The organism is Xanthomonas sp. NCPPB 2933 (assembly GCF_056725225.1).
Genome location: NZ_CM161518.1, coordinates 5,110,259 through 5,126,715 on the forward strand (window position 1 = coordinate 5,110,259; position 16,457 = coordinate 5,126,715).

Genomic DNA, 16,457 nt, shown 5'->3' on the forward strand with positions numbered 1-16,457 from the left:
CTACATCACCGTCAGATTCGCATACGCCATCACCAGCCACTTGGCGCCGACTTCGTCGAACTGCACCTGCACGCGCGCGTGTGCACCGGCGCCCTCGTAATCCACGACCACACCTCCGCCGAACTTGGGATGTTCGACATTGGCGCCGAGCTTGATCGGTGCGGCTTCGACCACGCCGTGCACCGGGCCGCCGCGTGCCGCGCCCAGCGAGGCGGTGCGCGAGACCTGCACTTTCGGGCGCACTTCGTGCAGCAGGTCGCGCGGGATCTCGCGCAGGAAGCGCGAGGGCACGTTGTAATTGTCCTGGCCGTGGATGCGCCGCGATTCGGCGTAACACAGCACCAGCTTCTGGCGCGCGCGGGTGATGCCTACGTACGCCAGGCGACGCTCTTCTTCCAGCCGCCCGCTTTCTTCCAGCGAGCGCGCACTCGGAAACAAGCCATCTTCCAGACCGACCAGAAACACGATCGGAAATTCCAGGCCCTTGGCCGAGTGCAGCGTCATCAACTGCACGCCTTCTTCGCCGGCCTGCGCCTGGCCTTCGCCGGCTTCCAGTGAGGCGTAAGCAAGGAAGGCGACCAGCTCGGTCATGCCCTGGCTGTCTTCGTCGTCCGGGCGGGTGAAGCGCGAGGCCACCGACACCAGTTCGTCCAGGTTCTCGGTACGCGATTCCGAATCCAGCCCGCTGCGGCTTTCCTTGGCCCAGTGCTCGCGCAGGCCCGAGCGCATCAGCACGTGGTCGATGCGCTCGGCCAGTTCCATGTCGCCGGTTTCGGCATGCAGTTGGCCGACCAGGCTCAGGAACGTGGCCAGCGCATTGCGGGCGCGGGCGGCCAGGGTGTTTTCCTGCGTGCACAGCATCGCCGCTTCCCACAGCGACAGCGCATTGGCGCGTGCCAGCCGGCGCACTTCGTCCAACGTGCGATCGCCGATGCCGCGCGTGGGCGTGTTGACCGCGCGCTCGAAGGCGGCATCGTCGCTGCGGTTGCTGAGCAGCCGCAGGTAGGCCAACGCATCCTTGATTTCGGCGCGTTCGAAGAAGCGCATCCCGCCATACACGCGGTACGGCAGCTGCTCGGAAATCAGCGCCTCTTCCAGCGCGCGCGATTGCGCGTTGCTGCGATAGAGCACCGCCACTTCGCCGTAACTGCCGCCGTCGCGCACCCACTGCCGCGCGCGCTCGACCACATAGCGCGCCTCATCGACTTCGTTATAGGCCGCATACAGATCGATCGGGTCGCCATCGCCGGAATCGGTCCACAGCTGCTTGCCGATGCGGTCCGGGTTGTGCGCGATCACCGCATTGGCCGCGCCCAGAATATTCGCGCTGGAGCGGTAGTTCTGCTCCAGCCGCACCGTCTGCGCGCCAGGGAAGTCCTTCAAAAAGCGCTGCACGTTCTCGACCTTGGCACCGCGCCAGCCGTAGATGGCCTGGTCGTCGTCGCCGACCACGAACACGTGGCCGGTCTCACCGGCCAGCACGCGCACAAAGGCGTACTGGATGGCGTTGGTGTCCTGGAACTCGTCGACCAGAATCTCGCGGAAGCGCGCGCGGTAATGCGCCAGCAACGCCGGGGTGTCGCGCAGCAGTTCATGCGCGCGCAGCAGCAACTCGGCGAAATCCAACAGCCCGGAGCGGTCGCAGCGTTCCTGGTAGGCCGCATACACCTGCCGGCGCACCTCGGTCCAGTCGTCGTTGGGCTCGGGCTGGATGTGCTGCGGACGGCGGCCTTCGTCCTTCTGTTCGTTGATCCACCAACTCATCTGCTTGGGCGGGTACTTGCCCTCGTCCAGCTCCAACGACTGCACCACACGCTTGACCAGCCGCAACTGGTCGTCGCTGTCCATGACCTGGAAGCCTTCCGGCAGCCGCGCGTCCTGCCAATGCAGCCGCAGCAGCCGATGCGCCAGCCCATGGAAGGTGCCGATCCACATCCCGCGGCTGCCGTTACGCAGCTGCAGGTCGGTACGGTGGCGCATTTCGCCGGCGGCCTTGTTGGTGAAGGTCACCGCAAAGATGCCGTGGTTGGGCACGCCCTGGACTTCGTTGAGCCAGGCGATGCGATGGATCAGCACGCGCGTCTTGCCGGAGCCGGCACCGGCCAGCACGAGGTAATGCCCCGGCGGCGCGGAAACGGCCTCGCGCTGGGCGGGGTTTAAATGATCGAGCAAATGAGAGACATCCACCGGACCATTTTACCGGTTGTGGCGTCGCTGCGGCTGAGATTGCGATGAAGCGGTTTGGAATGCGAGGCTTCGCTCGGACCCTCATCCGCCCCTTCGGGGCACCTTCTCCCGACGGGAGAAGGAAACAAAGCCCCTCACCGCCCAAGCAATACCAGCACATCCCGCGCAATCGCCGTTGCCTGCTCACGCAGCTCCGGCACCGCCAGGCTTTCCCACAACGCGCCGATCCGCAGACTGCCGATCACCCGCAACTGCGGATTGGCGCGGCCATCGGCATCGATCAGACTGCCATCGGCATCGGTCCCCACCCCGATACCATGCGGCCCGGCCACCGCAATGCCCTGCCCCAGCAGCTGTTGCAGCAGCGGGTTGCGCATCGCCTGCACGCGCATTTCCACACCGGTGGCGTTGACCAGCGTCTGCACATCCAGCTGCAAGGCATGCCCGGCACTGGCGCCGGCACTCACCCGCACGCAGGCGCCAACCTGAAATGCGACATCCAGCCGCGCGCGATGCAGCTGCAGTTGTCCGCGCGCACGCATCGCCTGCAACTGCGCATGCACCGGCGAGGCGATGCGATGACGGTGCACATCCCAGTAGCGCACCACATGGCGCAGGAAGCGGCGCTGATCTGCAACCGACAGCGTCTGCCACAAGGCCTGACTCAGCGGCCGAATCCGCTCCATCACGCTCTGCCAGGGCAACCCCTGCGCCATCGCCTTGCGCGCATGCTGACGCAGCGCGTGCATGCGCGCACGCAGCGACAACGCCAACAACGGCTGCGGATCGAAATCCGCCGCGACGCAATGCGTCTGCGGCAACGGCAACAACCCATGCCGCGACACCACGTGTACCGCCCCGCGATGCGCCCGCGCGGCCAGCGTCACCACCGTGTCGACCATGCTCAGCCCCGAGCCGACGATGCACACCGCCGCGTCCTGCGGCAACGCGGCGACCGCTTCGGTATCCCAGGCTTCCACTCGCTGCGCACTCGACAAGCCGGTGGCGCCACGCAGCGGCAACGGCCGCAGCGCATTGCCCACCGCCAGCACCACGTTGGTGGCCTGCACCGCTTGCCCGTCGTCCAGCTGTAGCAGCGCACCGGAAGCATTGGGCTGCAAGGTCTGCACGCGTGCGGCATACACTGTCAGCGTCGCCGGGCTCTGCGCACGTGCGGCCTGCAAGCGATCGCGCAGATAAGGCGCGTAATGCCGGCGCCCGACGAACTGCTGCGGCAGCTGCGCGTCTTCCAGCTCCGGGCAGCAGGCCTGCGCGCGCAGGTAATCGACAAAATCCTGCGGCGCCTCCACCAGCGCACTCATCCGCGCTGCCGGCACATTGAGCAGGTGTTCGGCACGCGTGGTGGAATACGCCACGCCCTCGCCCAGCACCGGGTGTGGCTCGATCAACACAACCCGCACCGGCGCGGTCGCCTGACGCAGCAATTGCAGCGCCACCAGCACACCGGATGCGCCGCCGCCGACGATGGCGATCACTGCATCGCCGGGATCACGCAGTTCATTCATCCGGCAATTGTAGGCGATGCGTCACGTCGCACCGATGACAGCCGCCATGGCCGCTGTCATGGCCGGGATCACGTACCGCCGCGCAGACGCCGTCGTGCGATGCGCGTTGTCCGACATCCGGGAAGACGATGAGCACCGTCCGTCCAATCCGACCTGGGTAACGACGAGCGAGGTGCTCGTCGTCACGTTGGAAAGAGCCGGCTTGCCTGAGGCCTGCGCCGGAAGGCGGGCACTCTCAAACGCAGCAAGGCCTTGCCAACCTGTGCTTGCGCCCAGCAATGCGCCCGCACCCGCAGGCATCGACGCGCGTTCCAGCTGGCAATGCGCCGTCATACAACACGCATATGCAAGCCCTACATCAATGCATCCGCCAACCGCGCAATTCCCTCACGGCTGCGGCGCCAGGCCGGGCGACTACGCCACTGCTCCAGCTGCAGCTGGCGTGCGTTGGCCAGGTAATCCTGCTCGATCGCACGCAGCCGCTGCACCACGCCATGGTCGTAGCACAGCATGCCGATCTCGGCGTTGAGCGCGAACGAGCGGATGTCCAGGTTGATCGACCCCACCAGGGCGATGTCCTCGTCCACGCTCAGGTGCTTGGCATGCAGAAAGTGCGGGCGGTACAGCGCAATCTTCACCCCGCAGCGCAGCAGCTCTTCGAAATACGCCTCCTGCGCCCACGCCGCCAGGACCTGGTTGTTGCTCTCCGACAGAATCAGCTGCACATCCACACCCGAGACCCCGGCAATGCGCAACGCGCTGAGCAAGGCTTCGTCGGGGACGAAGTACGGCGTTACCAGCACCACCTTGCGGCGCGCCAGGTGGATCACCGCATTGATCGCATCGCGCGCATTCTCGAACGGATATGCCGGTCCGCTCGGCAGCAGTTGCGTGGCGATGTTGGCCTCGCACACCGGCGCGTCCGGCCACACGTCCAGGCGCTGCCCGGTTTCGGTGAACCAGTCGCTGGCGAACACCGCTTCGAGATGATTGACCACCGGCCCACGCACGCGCGCCACCAGTTCGCGATTGGGCACGCCTTCGATAAAGCCGGCCTCGGCCAGATTCTGCGAGCCGACAAAGCCCACCTGGTTGTCGATCACCGCAATCTTGCGGTGATTGCGCAGATCCATGCGCCCGCTGCGACGCCAGCGCAGGCCACCGGGCAACACCGCCAGCACCTCCACACCACCGGCCTGCAACCGCTTGCGGTAGTGGCGCAAGCCACGCTTGGCGCCCACCGCATCCAGCAGCACGCGGCAACGCACGCCGCGCGTACTGGCGCGCTCCAGTGCGGCCACCACCGCATCGCCTACCGCATCGTCGAACATCAGGTAGTACAGCAGATGCACGCGTTTTTCCGCCGTATCGATCGCGTCGGTCAAGGCCTGCAACGACTGCGCGTAGTCGTCCAGCAACTCCACCGCATTGCCCAGCGTGGGCATGAAATCGCCCTGGCGTTCGATCAGCGGCACCACCTCGGCGCTGCTGGAATCTGCCTGCGGCATCCAGCGCAAGGCATGCAAGGGCAGCTGCTGCTCGCGGATCACCTGCGAGGCGGTGGCCTGGCGCTCCACCCGCAAGCGCGACAACCACGGGTGGCCGAACAGCAGATACAGCGGCAGGCCGACCACCGGCACGAAGCCGATCAGCAACAGCCAGCTGCGCGCCGCGCCGGGGGTGGTGCGGGCCGGAATCCACAGCAGTGCGGCCAGGCGGATCGCCCAGTCCAGCGCCAGTAGCCAGGTCCCTTGCAACCAGTCGGGCAGCATCAGCGATCCGTTCTCAAGAAGACTCCGATTCTGACTGCGCCGCGTGTGAACGCAACGGCGCGATGCCGCTGATGGGCGCGCAATAGCGAAACGGCCCGCCGTGCGCATCGGCCGGCTGCACGCGCTCGGCGCAGACCTGCCGCAGCGTCTGCACGAACGCCGACTGCGCGCGGGTGGGATGCCAGTCGCTGCGCAGCGTCATGCCGATCTGGCGGCGCAGCTGCGGCCCGGTGGCGCCGATCTCGCACAGCAACCCGGCGCGGCGCTCGAACAGAAACTGGTCGCGCGACATCAGCGTGAGCCAATCGTCTTCCAGCAGCAGCCCACGGATGGTCAGCTCCGCGCCGCATTCGATGCGCAGCGCAGGCGGTTCGATGCCCTGATCGCGAAACATCTGCTCCCAGCGCGCACGCACCGGCGTGCCGGTGGTGGCGATCACCCAGGGGTACTCCAGCAATTGCGCGAACGCATAGGCCTGCCCGGCCAGCGGATGCCCGCTGCGCGCCACGATCACCGGCTCGTCGTCGAACAACGGCTCCTGCAGCACATCGCGCACCGGCAAGGGCTCGCGCAGCGCACCGATCAGCAGATCCAGCTCGCCATCGCGCAGATGCGCCAGCAATTCGGCATACGGCCCTTCGACCACGTTGACGCTGGCACCAGGATGCGCGCGCACAAACCGCGCCAGCACCTGCGGCAGCAGGATCGCCCGCGCCAACGGCATCACCCCCAGCGTGAGCCGGCCGGCGTGCTGCGAGCGCAGCGCGGCCACTTCGTCCAGCCCGGCGCGCAGCTCGGCCAGCGCCAGCCGCACCTGCCGCAACAGCCGCACCGCCACCGGGGTGGGCTGCATGGTCTTGCCGCGACGCACCGTCAGTGGCACCTCGATCACCTCGGCCAGCGCCTGCACCGCGCGGTAGATCGCCGGCTGCGAGACCCCGGCGCGCGCCGCCGCCAGCGAATAACTGCCCGCCACATCCACCGCGATCAACGCCTGCAACTGCCCCAACGAGACCCGCCGCTCCAGGCCCGGGCGTGCCGGCAGCCGCAGCGCACGCCGCGCCACCCGGATGCCACGGCCCAGCTGCTCCAACGCACGTTCGATGCGCGGCACCAGCAGCTGCGTGGCCTCGGTGGCGACCATGCCGCCCGGATGCCGATCGAACAGGCGCACCCCGAGCTGCTGTTCCAGCCGCGCGATTGCCTGCGTCAACGCCGGCTGCGACAGATTCACCTGCGGCGCGGCCGCGCTGACGCTGCCCAGCCGGTGCACCACGACCAGGGCGTACAGATGGCGAAGGTTCGGTTCCAGAATTGGCGGCATGCTCTAACTATAAGCAAAACCAATATGCATACCTCAAATGAATCTTGAGCCATCAGGCGATCGGCGCACAGACTCGGCACACCCCTAACGAGGATGGATGGATGAGCCAGGTCGTCACCCGGATCGAGCGCACCCCGCTGGCCATCGTGGATGGGCTCGCGCAGGCCGGCGTGGCCACGGTGCACGAGGCGCAGGGGCGCAGTGGCCTGCTGCATCACCGCCTGCGCCCGATCTACACCGGCTGCCGCATCGCCGGCACTGCGGTCACGGTGTCGATTCCGCCAGGCGACAACTGGATGATGCATGTAGCCATCGAGCAACTGCAGCCCGGCGACGTGCTGGTGGTGGCGCCAACCAGCGACTGCTGCGACGGCTACTTCGGCGACCTGCTGGCCACCTCGGCGCAGGCGCGCGGCTGCCGCGGGCTGATCATCGATGCCGGCGTGCGCGACGTGCGCGATCTCACTGCCATGCAGTTCCCCGCATGGAGCCGTGCCATCTGCGCGCAGGGCACCATCAAGGAGACGCTGGGCTCGGTCAACGTGCCGCTGGTCTGCGCAGGTGCGCTGGTGCAGCCGGGCGATGTGGTGGTGGCCGACGACGACGGTGTCTGCGTGGTGCCGCGCGCCACTGCCGCGCAGGTGCTGGCCGAAGCGCAGGCACGCGAAGCGCGCGAGCTGATCAAACGCGACCGTCTTGCCAGCGGCGAACTGGGCCTGGACATCTACGCCATGCGCGAACGCCTGGCGGCCAAAGGCCTGCGCTATGTCTGAGCACGTACGCGCAATGTGGATGCGCGGCGGCACCTCCAAGGGCGGGTTTTTTCTGGCCGACGAGTTGCCCGGCGATCGCGCCACACGCGATGCGTTTTTGCTGCGCGCCTACGGTTCGCCGGATCTGCGCCAGATCGATGGCATGGGCGGCGCCGACCCGCTCACCTCCAAGGTCGCGGTGGTGTCGCGCTCCACGCGTGCCGATGCCGACGTGGACTATCTGTTCCTGCAGGTGTCGGTAGAACAGGCGCAGGTCAGCGATGCGCAGAACTGCGGCAACATGCTCGCTGGCGTCGCCCCCTTCGCGTTGGAACGCGGCTTATTGCCCGCGCACGATGGCGAAACCGACGTGCGCATCTTCATGCGCAATACCAACACGCTGGCCACCGCCACCGTGCAGACGCCCGGCGGCCAGGTGCGTTACGACGGCGATGCCCGCATCGACGGCGTGCCCGGCACCGCTGCGCCGATTGCGCTGGCGTTTGCCGAGATCGCCGGCTCTTCGTGTGGTGCGTTGCTGCCGACCGGCCATGCGATGCAGACGCTCGACGACGTAGAGGTCACCCTGATCGACAACGGCATGCCCTGCGTGGTGCTGCGCGCCAGCGATCTCGGCATCAGCGGCTACGAAGACCGCGCTACGCTCGATGCAGACCAGACACTGAAAGCCCGCCTGGAATCGATTCGCCTGCAGGCCGGCCCGTTGATGCGGTTGGGCGATGTCACCGATGCCACCGTGCCGAAAATGATGCTGGTCGCCGCACCGCGCAACGGCGGCGCGATCAGCGTGCGCTCATTCATCCCGCACCGCTGCCATGCCTCGATCGGCGTGCTGGGCGCGGTCACCGTCGCCACTGCCTGCCTGCTGCCCGGCGCGCCCGCGCATGCGCTGTCGCAGTTGCCTGGCGGCAGTACACAGCAGCTGGATGTGGAACATCCGAGCGGCGCGAGCAGCTGTGTCATCACGCTCGACGCGCACGGTGAGGTGGTACGTGCCGCCGTGCTGCGCACCGCACGCAAACTGTTCGATGGTGAACTGTTTGCTTGAGCGCGGCTGCCAGCATGCGATGCGGCAGTCGGCATTACGCTGGCTTGAACCCGGGTCGTTGATGCGTGGTTTGCTGCGTCCTGCAGTCTGCGTGCCGGCTACTCACGATCGCGCGTCGCGCGTCCTCTGCGCAGTCGATCAACGCGATTCGCTTTTCGGGCTAGCCGCCCGATATCAGCGCGGCATTCCGGTTCGCTCGGGTGCGATGCATTGCTTCGCCGACAACTGCAGACCGATGGCAGTGCATACGTGGAGCTACATCGCTCCCAGACCCATGCATCCGAATCCAGACGTCCGTCCACATGCGCACTGCACATCTATCGGTCGGATGCGCAGCGCGCTCTGCGCACCTCAACGAGCATTCTCATGATCATCGACTGCCACGGCCACTACACCACCGCGCCCGCTGCACATGACGCCTTCCGCAAGGCGCAGATCGCACACTACGACGACCCGCAGTTGCCGGCACCGATCTATCCGCAGATCTCCGACGACGCATTGCGCGAAAGTATCGAGCAGCATCAGCTGCGGCTGCTGCGCGAGCGCGGTGCGGACATGACGATTTTTTCGCCACGCGCCAGCACCATGGCGCACCACATTGGCGACGAAGCGGTGAGCCAGGTCTGGACGCGGCATTGCAACGACCTGATCGCGCGCGTGGTGCAGCTGTATCCGCACACCTTCATCGGCGTGTGCCAGTTGCCGCAATCGCCGGGCGTGGCGATCGCGCACTCGATCGCCGAGCTGGAGCGTTGCGTCAGCGAGCTCGGGTTTGTCGGCTGCAATCTCAATCCCGACCCGTCCGGCGGCCACTGGAGCGGCGTGCCGCTGACAGACCGCGCCTGGTATCCGTTCTTCGAAAAAATGGTCGAGCTCGACGTGCCGGCCATGGTGCATGTGTCCGGCAGTTGCAACGCCAACTTCCACGCCACTGGCGCGCATTATCTCAATGCCGACACCACCGCCTTCATGCAGTTTCTCGAAGGCGATCTTTTCAGCGACTTTCCCGACTTGCGATTCATCATCCCGCACGGTGGTGGCGCGGTGCCGTATCACTGGGGCCGCTTCCGTGGTCTGGCCGACATGCTCGGCAAGCCGCCGTTGTCCACGCACATGATGCGCAATGTGTTCTTCGATACCTGCGTGTATCACCAACCTGGCATCGACCTGTTGTTCGAGGTGATCGACATCGACAACATCCTGTTCGGCTCGGAGATGGTCGGCGCGGTGCGCGGCATCGACCCGCAGACCGGCCAGTATTTCGACGACACCAAACGCTATATCGATGCATTGGCGATCTCCGATGCCGACAAGCGCAAGGTATTCGAAGGCAATGCCAGGCGGGTGTATCCGCGTCTGGATGCGCAACTGCGCGCACGCGGGATGTAATCCCCTTCTCCCTCCGGGAGAAGGTGCCCCGCAGGGGCGGATGAGGGTACGGGCGAAGCCTCTGGTACTCAAAGTGGCTTCGCCCCGTACCCTCACCCCTACTCCTCTCCCGCAGGGAGAGGGATGCAGTCCGCCGGGTTGTGTTGGCCCCGGAGGAGTGCCGATTAAAACGACGGTCGAGAAACCCCTAAACGCCCAAACCCCACAAACGCAAACACCCGCCTTTCGGCGGGTGTTTGCTTGGATGCAGATCGCGTAATCGGTGGATTACTTGATCTTGCCTTCCTTGTACATCACGTGCTTACGCACGACCGGGTCGTATTTCATCATTTCCATCTTCCCCGGAGTGTTTTTCTTGTTCTTATCCGTGGTGTAGAAGTGGCCGGTAGCGGCCGAGGAAATCATACGAATCTTGTCACGCTTGCCTTTTGCCATGACTGCTTACTCCTCAGACCTTTTCGCCGCGCGCACGCAGCTCTTTCAGAACGGCATCAATCCCGTTCTTGTCGATGGTGCGCAATGCATGCGCGGAGACACGAAGCTTCACCCAGCGGTTCTCGCTGGCGACCCAGAAGCGGCGCTCGTGCAGGTTGGGCAGGAAGCGACGACGGGTTCTGTTGTTTGCGTGGGAGACGTTGTTACCCGTCTGCACACGCTTGCCGGACACTTGGCATACGCGGGACATTACGCACCTCGATAAATGAATTGCCACCCATAGCCTGGGGAGCGGCGGCCCCGACAGCGCTAGGCTGCCACGCAACGTTGGGAATCAAGAACTTACGCTGGGAACGAGCCGGCAACCCCATCGCGCTGGGTGCCGCCATCCGGAGCGATCCGGGCACAGCGAGCCGCGCATTATGCACGGCTTTCCTTTGTGTCGCAAGCACTTACAGCACCCGCCCGCCAACCCCACCGCTGTCGGCACCTGGCCCGACGGCGGTGGTCGATCAGCCTCCCCACCCTACGTCAGCGCAGCGACCCGATGCAGTTCTGCCCATGCGCCGCGCGCCACCTGCCAGGCCGAGCGCAGGAACAGCAGCAGCAATGCCACCGCGATCACCAGGTCGGGCCAGCCGCTGCCGAACGCCCACACCGCCGCACTGGCAGCCAGCACCGCAAGGCCTTCGTAGACATCATTGCGCGAGCAGGCCCAGGCCGAGGCCAGGTTGATGTCGCCGTTACGGTACGGCCACAGCAGGCGCAGACACACCAGATTGGCGGCAAAATTCAGCGCGGCCACCAGCCCCATGCTCTGAAACAGCGGCAGCTGCGGGTGGGCCAGCTTCCAGCCGATCTCGGCGGCCACCGCCAGCGCCGCCAGCAGGATCAATCCGGCCTTGAGCAAGGCGACCCGCGCCTTGGCCGCCAGGCTGGCGCCCACCACCGCCAGGCTCAATGCATAGGTCAGCGCATCGCCCAGGTTATCCAGGCTGCCGGACAGCAGCGAAGCGGCGCCACTATGCAGCGCGCCGGCCAGCATCAGCGCAAAGCTGCCGGCATTGATCGCCAACACCCACCACAGCACGCGCCGCTGACGACCCTGCATTGCGGCCACATCCAGGGTCTTGCCGCACCCGCAACAGGACTCGCTCATAGCGTGCCTGCCTGCGGCGTTGCCGCGAAAACCGATCCGGATCGCCCCGCCCGCTCGCGATGCAGCCAGCGATACAGCACCGGCAACACCAGCAAGGTCAGCAGCGTGGACGAGACGATGCCGCCGATCACCACCGTGGCCAGCGGGCGCTGCACCTCGGCACCGGCGCCGACGTTGAAGGCCATCGGCACAAAGCCGAGTGCGGCCACCAGCGCGGTCATCAACACCGGGCGCAGACGGCTCAGCGCACCTTCGCGCAACGCCTGCTCCAGCGACATGCCCTCGGCACGCAAGCTGCGCACGAAGGCGATCATCACCAGGCCGTTGAGCACCGCCACGCCCGACAACGCGATGAAGCCGACGCCGGCGGAGATCGACAACGCCAGATCGCGCAGTGCCAACGCCACCACGCCGCCGGTCAATGCCAGCGGCACGCCGCTGAACACCACCAGCGCATCGCGCAGCGAGCCGAACGACCAGTACAGCAGCGCGAAGATCAGCAACAAGGTGCCCGGCACCACCCAGGCCAGGCGCTGGCCGGCGGAGATCAGTTGCTCGAAGGTGCCGCCGTAGCCGATCCAGTAACCGGTGGGCAGCACCACCTCGGCCTGCACGCGCTGCTGCACCTCGGCGACGAATCCGCCCAGGTCGCGATCGCGCACATTGGCGGTGATCACGATGCGGCGCTTGCCGTCTTCGCGATTGATCTGATTGGGCCCCAGCACGGTCTCGATCTTCGCGACCTCACGCAGCGGCACGGTGGTCGGTTCGCCGCTACGCCAGCCGGCCGCGCGACTGGACTCGTCCGCATCGGCGCGCTCGCCATCGCCACGCAGCGGGATCGGCAGATCGGCCAATGCGGTGGGATCCTGACGCAGGCCTTCCGGCAGCCGCACCACGATGTCGAAACGGCGGTCGCCTTCGAACAACTGCCCGGCCGCCTGCCCACCCACTGCGGCCGACACCGTGTCCTGCACCACTCCGGGATTGAGGCCATAACCGGCCAGCGCGGCGCGATCGGGCACCACCGCCAGCATCGGCAAGCCGGTGGCCTGCTCCAGGCTCACGTCGGCCGCGCCCGGCACCGTGCTGGCGACCTCCTGGACGCGCTGCCCCAGCTTGACCAACGTGTCCAGGTCGTCGCCGTACACCTTGATCGCCACATCCGCACGCACGCCGGAAATCAGCTCGTTCATGCGCATCTGGATCGGCTGGGTGAACTCGTAGTTGTTGCCGGGCAATTGCTTCACCGCCTCCTCGATCTCGGCCACCAGTTGCGCCTTGGGCTTGCGCGGATCCGGCCATCGCTCGCGCGGATGCATGATCAGGAAGGTATCGGCCACCGATGGCGGCATCGGGTCGGTCGCCACTTCGGCGGTGCCGAGCTTGCCGAACACATGCGCCACTTCCGGAAACTGCTTGATGCGTTTTTCCAGCGTGGATTGCATGGTGATGGCCTGTTCCAGGCTGGTGCCGGGAATGCGCAAGGCATGCAGCGCGATATCGCCTTCGTCCAGGTTCGGAATGAACTCGCTGCCCAGGCGCGTAGCCAACACCGCGCACACCACCACCGCTACCACTGCGCCAATGCCGACCAAACGACCGTGCCGCAGTGCGCGATCGAGCAGGGGCGCGTACACGCGACGCGCCCAACGCATCGCACGGTTTTCGTGCTCGGCCACCTTGCCACCGAGCAACAAGGCGATCGCCGCCGGCACGAAGGTCAGCGACAGCAGCATCGCACCGGTCAGCGCCAGCACCACGGTGATCGCCATCGGATGGAACATCTTGCCCTCGATGCCGGTGAGCGCGAACACCGGCAGATACACCGCGGTGATGATGCCCAGGCCGAACAGGCTGGGACGGATCACTTCGGCAGTGGCTTCGGCAGTGAGTTCGAATCGCTCATCGCGCTCGAGCACACGTCCCAGACGCAACTGCGCTTCGCCGAAGCGGCGCAAGCAGTTCTCCACGATGATCACCGCGCCATCGACGATCAAGCCGAAATCCAGCGCGCCCAGGCTCATCAGATTGCCGGACACGCCACCGCGCACCATGCCGGTGAGGGTGAACAACATCGCCAACGGAATCACCGCCGCGGTGATCAAGGCCGCACGCACATTGCCCAGCAGCAGGAACAGCACCACGATCACCAGCAAGGCGCCTTCGATCAGGTTCTTGGCGACGGTGACGATGGTGCGGTCCACCAGCGCGGTGCGATCGTAGACCGGTACTGCCTGCACGCCGGCCGGCAAGCTGGCGTTGGCCAGTTCCAGGCGCTGCGCGGCCGCTTGCGCCACGGTGCGGCTATTGGCACCGACCAGCATGAACACCGTGCCGAGCACCACTTCGGTGCCGTCTTGGGTGGCGGCACCGGTGCGCAACTCGCGGCCCTCGCCGACCTGCGCCACATCGCGCACCCGGATCGGCACACCCTCGCGCCGATCCAGCACGATGGCGCCGATCTGCGCGATATCGTCCACCTGCCCCGGCACCCGCACCAGAAACTGCTGGCCGTTGCGTTCGATATACCCGGCGCCGATATTGCGGTTATTGGCTTCCACTGCGCGGGCCACATCGTCCAGCGTAAACCCCAACGCCACCAGCCGCGCCGGATCGGGCGTGACATGGATCTGCCGCGCATAGCCGCCGATGGTATTGACCTCGGTAACGCCGGGCACATTGCGCAACTGCGGGCGCACCACCCAGTCCTGCAGGGTGCGCAGATCGGTGGCCGTCCACGCGCTGCCATCGGGCTTGCGCGCATTCGGCTTGGCTTCCACCGTGTACATGAAAATCTCGCCCAGGCCGGTCGCGATCGGCCCCAGCTGCGGCTCCAGATCGGCCGGCAATTGCGACTTGACCTGCTGCAACCGCTCGGACACCTGCTGCCGCGCAAAATACAGATCGGTGCCATCGGTGAAGACCGCCGTCACCTGCGACAAGCCATAGCGCGACAACGAGCGCGTGGACTCCAGCCCCGGCAAGCCCGCCAACACCGTCTCCAGCGGAAACGTCACCCGCTGCTCCGATTCCAACGGCGAATACCCTGGCGCGGCCGTATTGACCTGCACCTGCACATTGGTGATATCCGGCGTCGCATCGATCGGTAAGCGCGAAAAACTCCATGCCCCGATCGCAATCAATACCCCCGTCAACGCCAGCATTAACCACCGCTGCGCGATCGCGAACCGAATGATGTTAGTGAGCATGATGCGCACCTCCGCGCACACTCTGCGCAACTGCGTGCGCAGCCACACCGATCAGTGCGTGCGTGCCTGCGCTGCGACCGCGTCGATGACTGAAAAAACGTGTCACTGAAGCATGGAAGCGCTGTTCGCACGCACGTGCGTGCGGTCGAGGAAAAAGCAAACCGGAAACGCAGCGATCAATGATCATGCGACGCCCCCGACTTCTCGATATCCGCTTTGACCAGATAACTCTGCTCCACCACCACCGCGTCACCCGCCGCCAAACCCGACACCACCTCCACCTGCTGTGCATCGCGCGCGCCCAGTTTCACCGGCCGCACCTCGTAGACATCGCCCACCCGCACGAACACCACCTCCCAGTCGCGGAACTGCTGCAATGCCCCCACCGGCACCACCATCGCCGCTGGCTGCTGCGCCACCGTCACCCGCGCCTTCACCGCTGAGCCCGGCCGCCACAGACCATCGTTGTTGCGCAACACCGCGCGCGCCACCGTGCTCTGACTCGCCGTGGCCGTACCCGGCAACACGCGCTCCAACGTGGTCTGCGCCACCACGCCATCGCTGATGCGCGTCACCGTCACCGGTGCGCCGGCGGTGATGTGCCCCGCATCGGCACCGAAGATGTGCAGATCCACCCACAAGCTCGACAGGTCGGCGATCTCGAACAACACCTGGCCTTCGCCCGCATTGCTGCCCAGGCTGGCGTTGCGGGCCAACACGGTGCCGCTGATCGGTGCGCTGACCGAGTAGGTAGTCAGACTCAGATTGCTCTCCACCGTGGCCAGCACCTGACCGGCGCGCACCTGGTCGCCGACATTGACGCGCAAGCTGCGCACCGGACCGGGAAAGCGCGCGGTGGCCTGCGCCTGCGCACCTTCTGCCGGCGTCAGCAGGCCTTGCACTTCGTGCTGGTCGGCAATGCTGCCGGGGCCAACGGGCGCAACACGAATGCCGGCGTCCTGCGCGATCTTCGCCGCGATGGTGGTGCGGCCTTCGTAGCTGGGATACGCCCAGCGATGCGACTTGCCCTGCACGGTGGCGCGCACCTCCACATCGAACGAATGCGGCTCGCCGACCGTGCTGTCGGCCAACAGGCTGCCATCGTCGCGCGCGCGCAATCGATGCACTTCGTTGACGCCGCCGAGCCGGGTCAAGCGCACCTCCACATTGCCGGCGCTGGGCGGCAACGGTTTGCCGTCGCGATAGAGCCAGGCTTGGTACGTGGGTGGCGTGCCGTCTTCTGCAATGGCCAGCTCCACGCTGTCGCCGTCCTGTTCGAGCAGGCGCCCGCCGTGTGCGCCTTTTTCGGCTTCTTCGCCATGGGCATCGGCTTCACCCTCGGCACCGGGCGTTGCGTGGTCATGGGCTTCTTCGCTGTTGCCGCTGTTGCCGCCGCAGCCGCTCAGCAGCAGCGCCAGCACAAGCAGCGCAATCAAAAAACGTTTCATCGGAATTGGTCCTGGTTGGCGCCGGCGCAGTGCGTCGTGCGAACGAACGAAGAAGGTCTGTGCTGGATCCGCGGTAGGCGCGGTAGGCGCGGTAGGCGCGAGCATCGCTTGGCGACTACTGGATGCCGATGCGGTTGCGAACGCGGCTGCGAATGCCGATACCGATACCGGCGCAGCAGATCCA

12 protein-coding genes are annotated in these 16,457 nt (G+C 66.2%); 3 read left to right on the forward strand and 9 right to left on the reverse strand.

The genetic code is table 11. The features are described from left to right. The 4 genes from uvrD to AC1PLU_RS21615 all read right to left on the reverse strand — a co-directional run bounded on the left by uvrD (position 1) and on the right by AC1PLU_RS21615 (position 6,809). Positions 1 to 2,187: a DNA helicase II gene (gene uvrD, locus AC1PLU_RS21600; protein ID WP_481094144.1), complete on the reverse strand. Its 2,187-nt coding sequence runs from the start codon at positions 2,185 to 2,187 to the stop codon at positions 1 to 3. Positions 2,188 to 2,321: 134 nt separating this feature from the next. After that, positions 2,322 to 3,713 carry an FAD/NAD(P)-binding protein gene (locus AC1PLU_RS21605; RefSeq protein ID WP_481107194.1) on the reverse strand — a complete coding sequence of 464 codons (1,392 nt, stop codon included), beginning with the start codon at positions 3,711 to 3,713 and terminating at the stop codon, positions 2,322 to 2,324. A 353-nt stretch (positions 3,714 to 4,066) separates the two neighbouring features. Continuing rightward, complete coding sequence (gene cls / locus AC1PLU_RS21610) at positions 4,067 to 5,485, reverse strand: cardiolipin synthase (protein ID WP_481107195.1); 1,419 nt, start codon at positions 5,483 to 5,485, stop codon at positions 4,067 to 4,069. A gap of 13 nt (positions 5,486 to 5,498) precedes the next feature. After that, a complete protein-coding gene (locus AC1PLU_RS21615) occupies positions 5,499 to 6,809 on the reverse strand; it encodes a LysR family transcriptional regulator (protein WP_481107196.1) in 1,311 nt (436 codons plus the stop codon). A gap of 101 nt (positions 6,810 to 6,910) precedes the next feature. Here AC1PLU_RS21615 and AC1PLU_RS21620 point away from each other — a divergent pair, with 101 nt between their 5' ends. From AC1PLU_RS21620 to AC1PLU_RS21630, 3 genes are all read left to right on the forward strand, one after another. Next, complete coding sequence (locus AC1PLU_RS21620) at positions 6,911 to 7,582, forward strand: 4-carboxy-4-hydroxy-2-oxoadipate aldolase/oxaloacetate decarboxylase (RefSeq protein ID WP_481107197.1); 672 nt, start codon at positions 6,911 to 6,913, stop codon at positions 7,580 to 7,582. Then, complete coding sequence (locus AC1PLU_RS21625; protein WP_481107198.1) at positions 7,575 to 8,630, forward strand: 4-oxalomesaconate tautomerase; 1,056 nt, start codon at positions 7,575 to 7,577, stop codon at positions 8,628 to 8,630. Before AC1PLU_RS21620 ends, AC1PLU_RS21625 begins: the two co-directional genes overlap by 8 nt. A 366-nt stretch (positions 8,631 to 8,996) precedes the next feature. Further along, positions 8,997 to 10,019, forward strand: a complete 1,023-nt coding sequence (locus AC1PLU_RS21630) for an amidohydrolase family protein (RefSeq protein ID WP_481107199.1) — start codon at positions 8,997 to 8,999, stop codon at positions 10,017 to 10,019. A gap of 267 nt (positions 10,020 to 10,286) precedes the next feature. On the opposite strand, the gene rpmG is transcribed toward AC1PLU_RS21630, so the two are convergent. The 5 genes from rpmG to AC1PLU_RS21655 form a co-directional block, all read right to left on the reverse strand. Continuing rightward, the gene (gene rpmG / locus AC1PLU_RS21635) at positions 10,287 to 10,454 is read right to left on the reverse strand and encodes a 50S ribosomal protein L33 (protein WP_002809462.1); all 168 of its coding nucleotides are present in this window, start codon (positions 10,452 to 10,454) and stop codon (positions 10,287 to 10,289) included. Positions 10,455 to 10,467: 13 nt separating this feature from the next. After that, positions 10,468 to 10,704, reverse strand: a complete 237-nt coding sequence (rpmB, locus tag AC1PLU_RS21640) for a 50S ribosomal protein L28 (protein ID WP_002809459.1) — start codon at positions 10,702 to 10,704, stop codon at positions 10,468 to 10,470. 276 nt (positions 10,705 to 10,980) lie between these two features. Beyond that, complete coding sequence (locus AC1PLU_RS21645) at positions 10,981 to 11,613, reverse strand: cation diffusion facilitator family transporter (RefSeq protein WP_481107200.1); 633 nt, start codon at positions 11,611 to 11,613, stop codon at positions 10,981 to 10,983. Then, positions 11,610 to 14,825 (reverse strand): efflux RND transporter permease subunit, encoded by a 3,216-nt coding sequence (locus AC1PLU_RS21650; RefSeq protein ID WP_481107201.1) that lies wholly within the window; start codon positions 14,823 to 14,825, stop codon positions 11,610 to 11,612. Before AC1PLU_RS21650 ends, AC1PLU_RS21645 begins: the two co-directional genes overlap by 4 nt. Positions 14,826 to 15,001: 176 nt before the next feature. Further along, positions 15,002 to 16,273 (reverse strand): permuted SH3 domain-containing protein, encoded by a 1,272-nt coding sequence (locus AC1PLU_RS21655; RefSeq protein ID WP_481094136.1) that lies wholly within the window; start codon positions 16,271 to 16,273, stop codon positions 15,002 to 15,004. Positions 16,274 to 16,457 lie beyond the last annotated feature (184 nt).

What these genes read in the sequence shown, in the direction of transcription:
- AC1PLU_RS21615 (WP_481107196.1), bottom strand. Translation starts at nt 6,809, where the DNA reads ATGCCGCCAATTCTGGAACCGAACCTTCGCCATCTGTACGCCCTGGTC.
- AC1PLU_RS21630 (WP_481107199.1), top strand. Translation starts at nt 8,997, where the DNA reads ATGATCATCGACTGCCACGGCCACTACACCACCGCGCCCGCTGCACAT.
- rpmG (WP_002809462.1), bottom strand. Translation starts at nt 10,454, where the DNA reads ATGGCAAAAGGCAAGCGTGACAAGATTCGTATGATTTCCTCGGCCGCT.
- AC1PLU_RS21650 (WP_481107201.1), bottom strand. Translation starts at nt 14,825, where the DNA reads ATGCTCACTAACATCATTCGGTTCGCGATCGCGCAGCGGTGGTTAATG.
- AC1PLU_RS21645 (WP_481107200.1), bottom strand. Translation starts at nt 11,613, where the DNA reads ATGAGCGAGTCCTGTTGCGGGTGCGGCAAGACCCTGGATGTGGCCGCA.
- rpmB (WP_002809459.1), bottom strand. Translation starts at nt 10,704, where the DNA reads ATGTCCCGCGTATGCCAAGTGTCCGGCAAGCGTGTGCAGACGGGTAAC.
- AC1PLU_RS21625 (WP_481107198.1), top strand. Translation starts at nt 7,575, where the DNA reads ATGTCTGAGCACGTACGCGCAATGTGGATGCGCGGCGGCACCTCCAAG.
- AC1PLU_RS21655 (WP_481094136.1), bottom strand. Translation starts at nt 16,273, where the DNA reads ATGAAACGTTTTTTGATTGCGCTGCTTGTGCTGGCGCTGCTGCTGAGC.
- cls (WP_481107195.1), bottom strand. Translation starts at nt 5,485, where the DNA reads ATGCTGCCCGACTGGTTGCAAGGGACCTGGCTACTGGCGCTGGACTGG.
- AC1PLU_RS21620 (WP_481107197.1), top strand. Translation starts at nt 6,911, where the DNA reads ATGAGCCAGGTCGTCACCCGGATCGAGCGCACCCCGCTGGCCATCGTG.
- AC1PLU_RS21605 (WP_481107194.1), bottom strand. Translation starts at nt 3,713, where the DNA reads ATGAATGAACTGCGTGATCCCGGCGATGCAGTGATCGCCATCGTCGGC.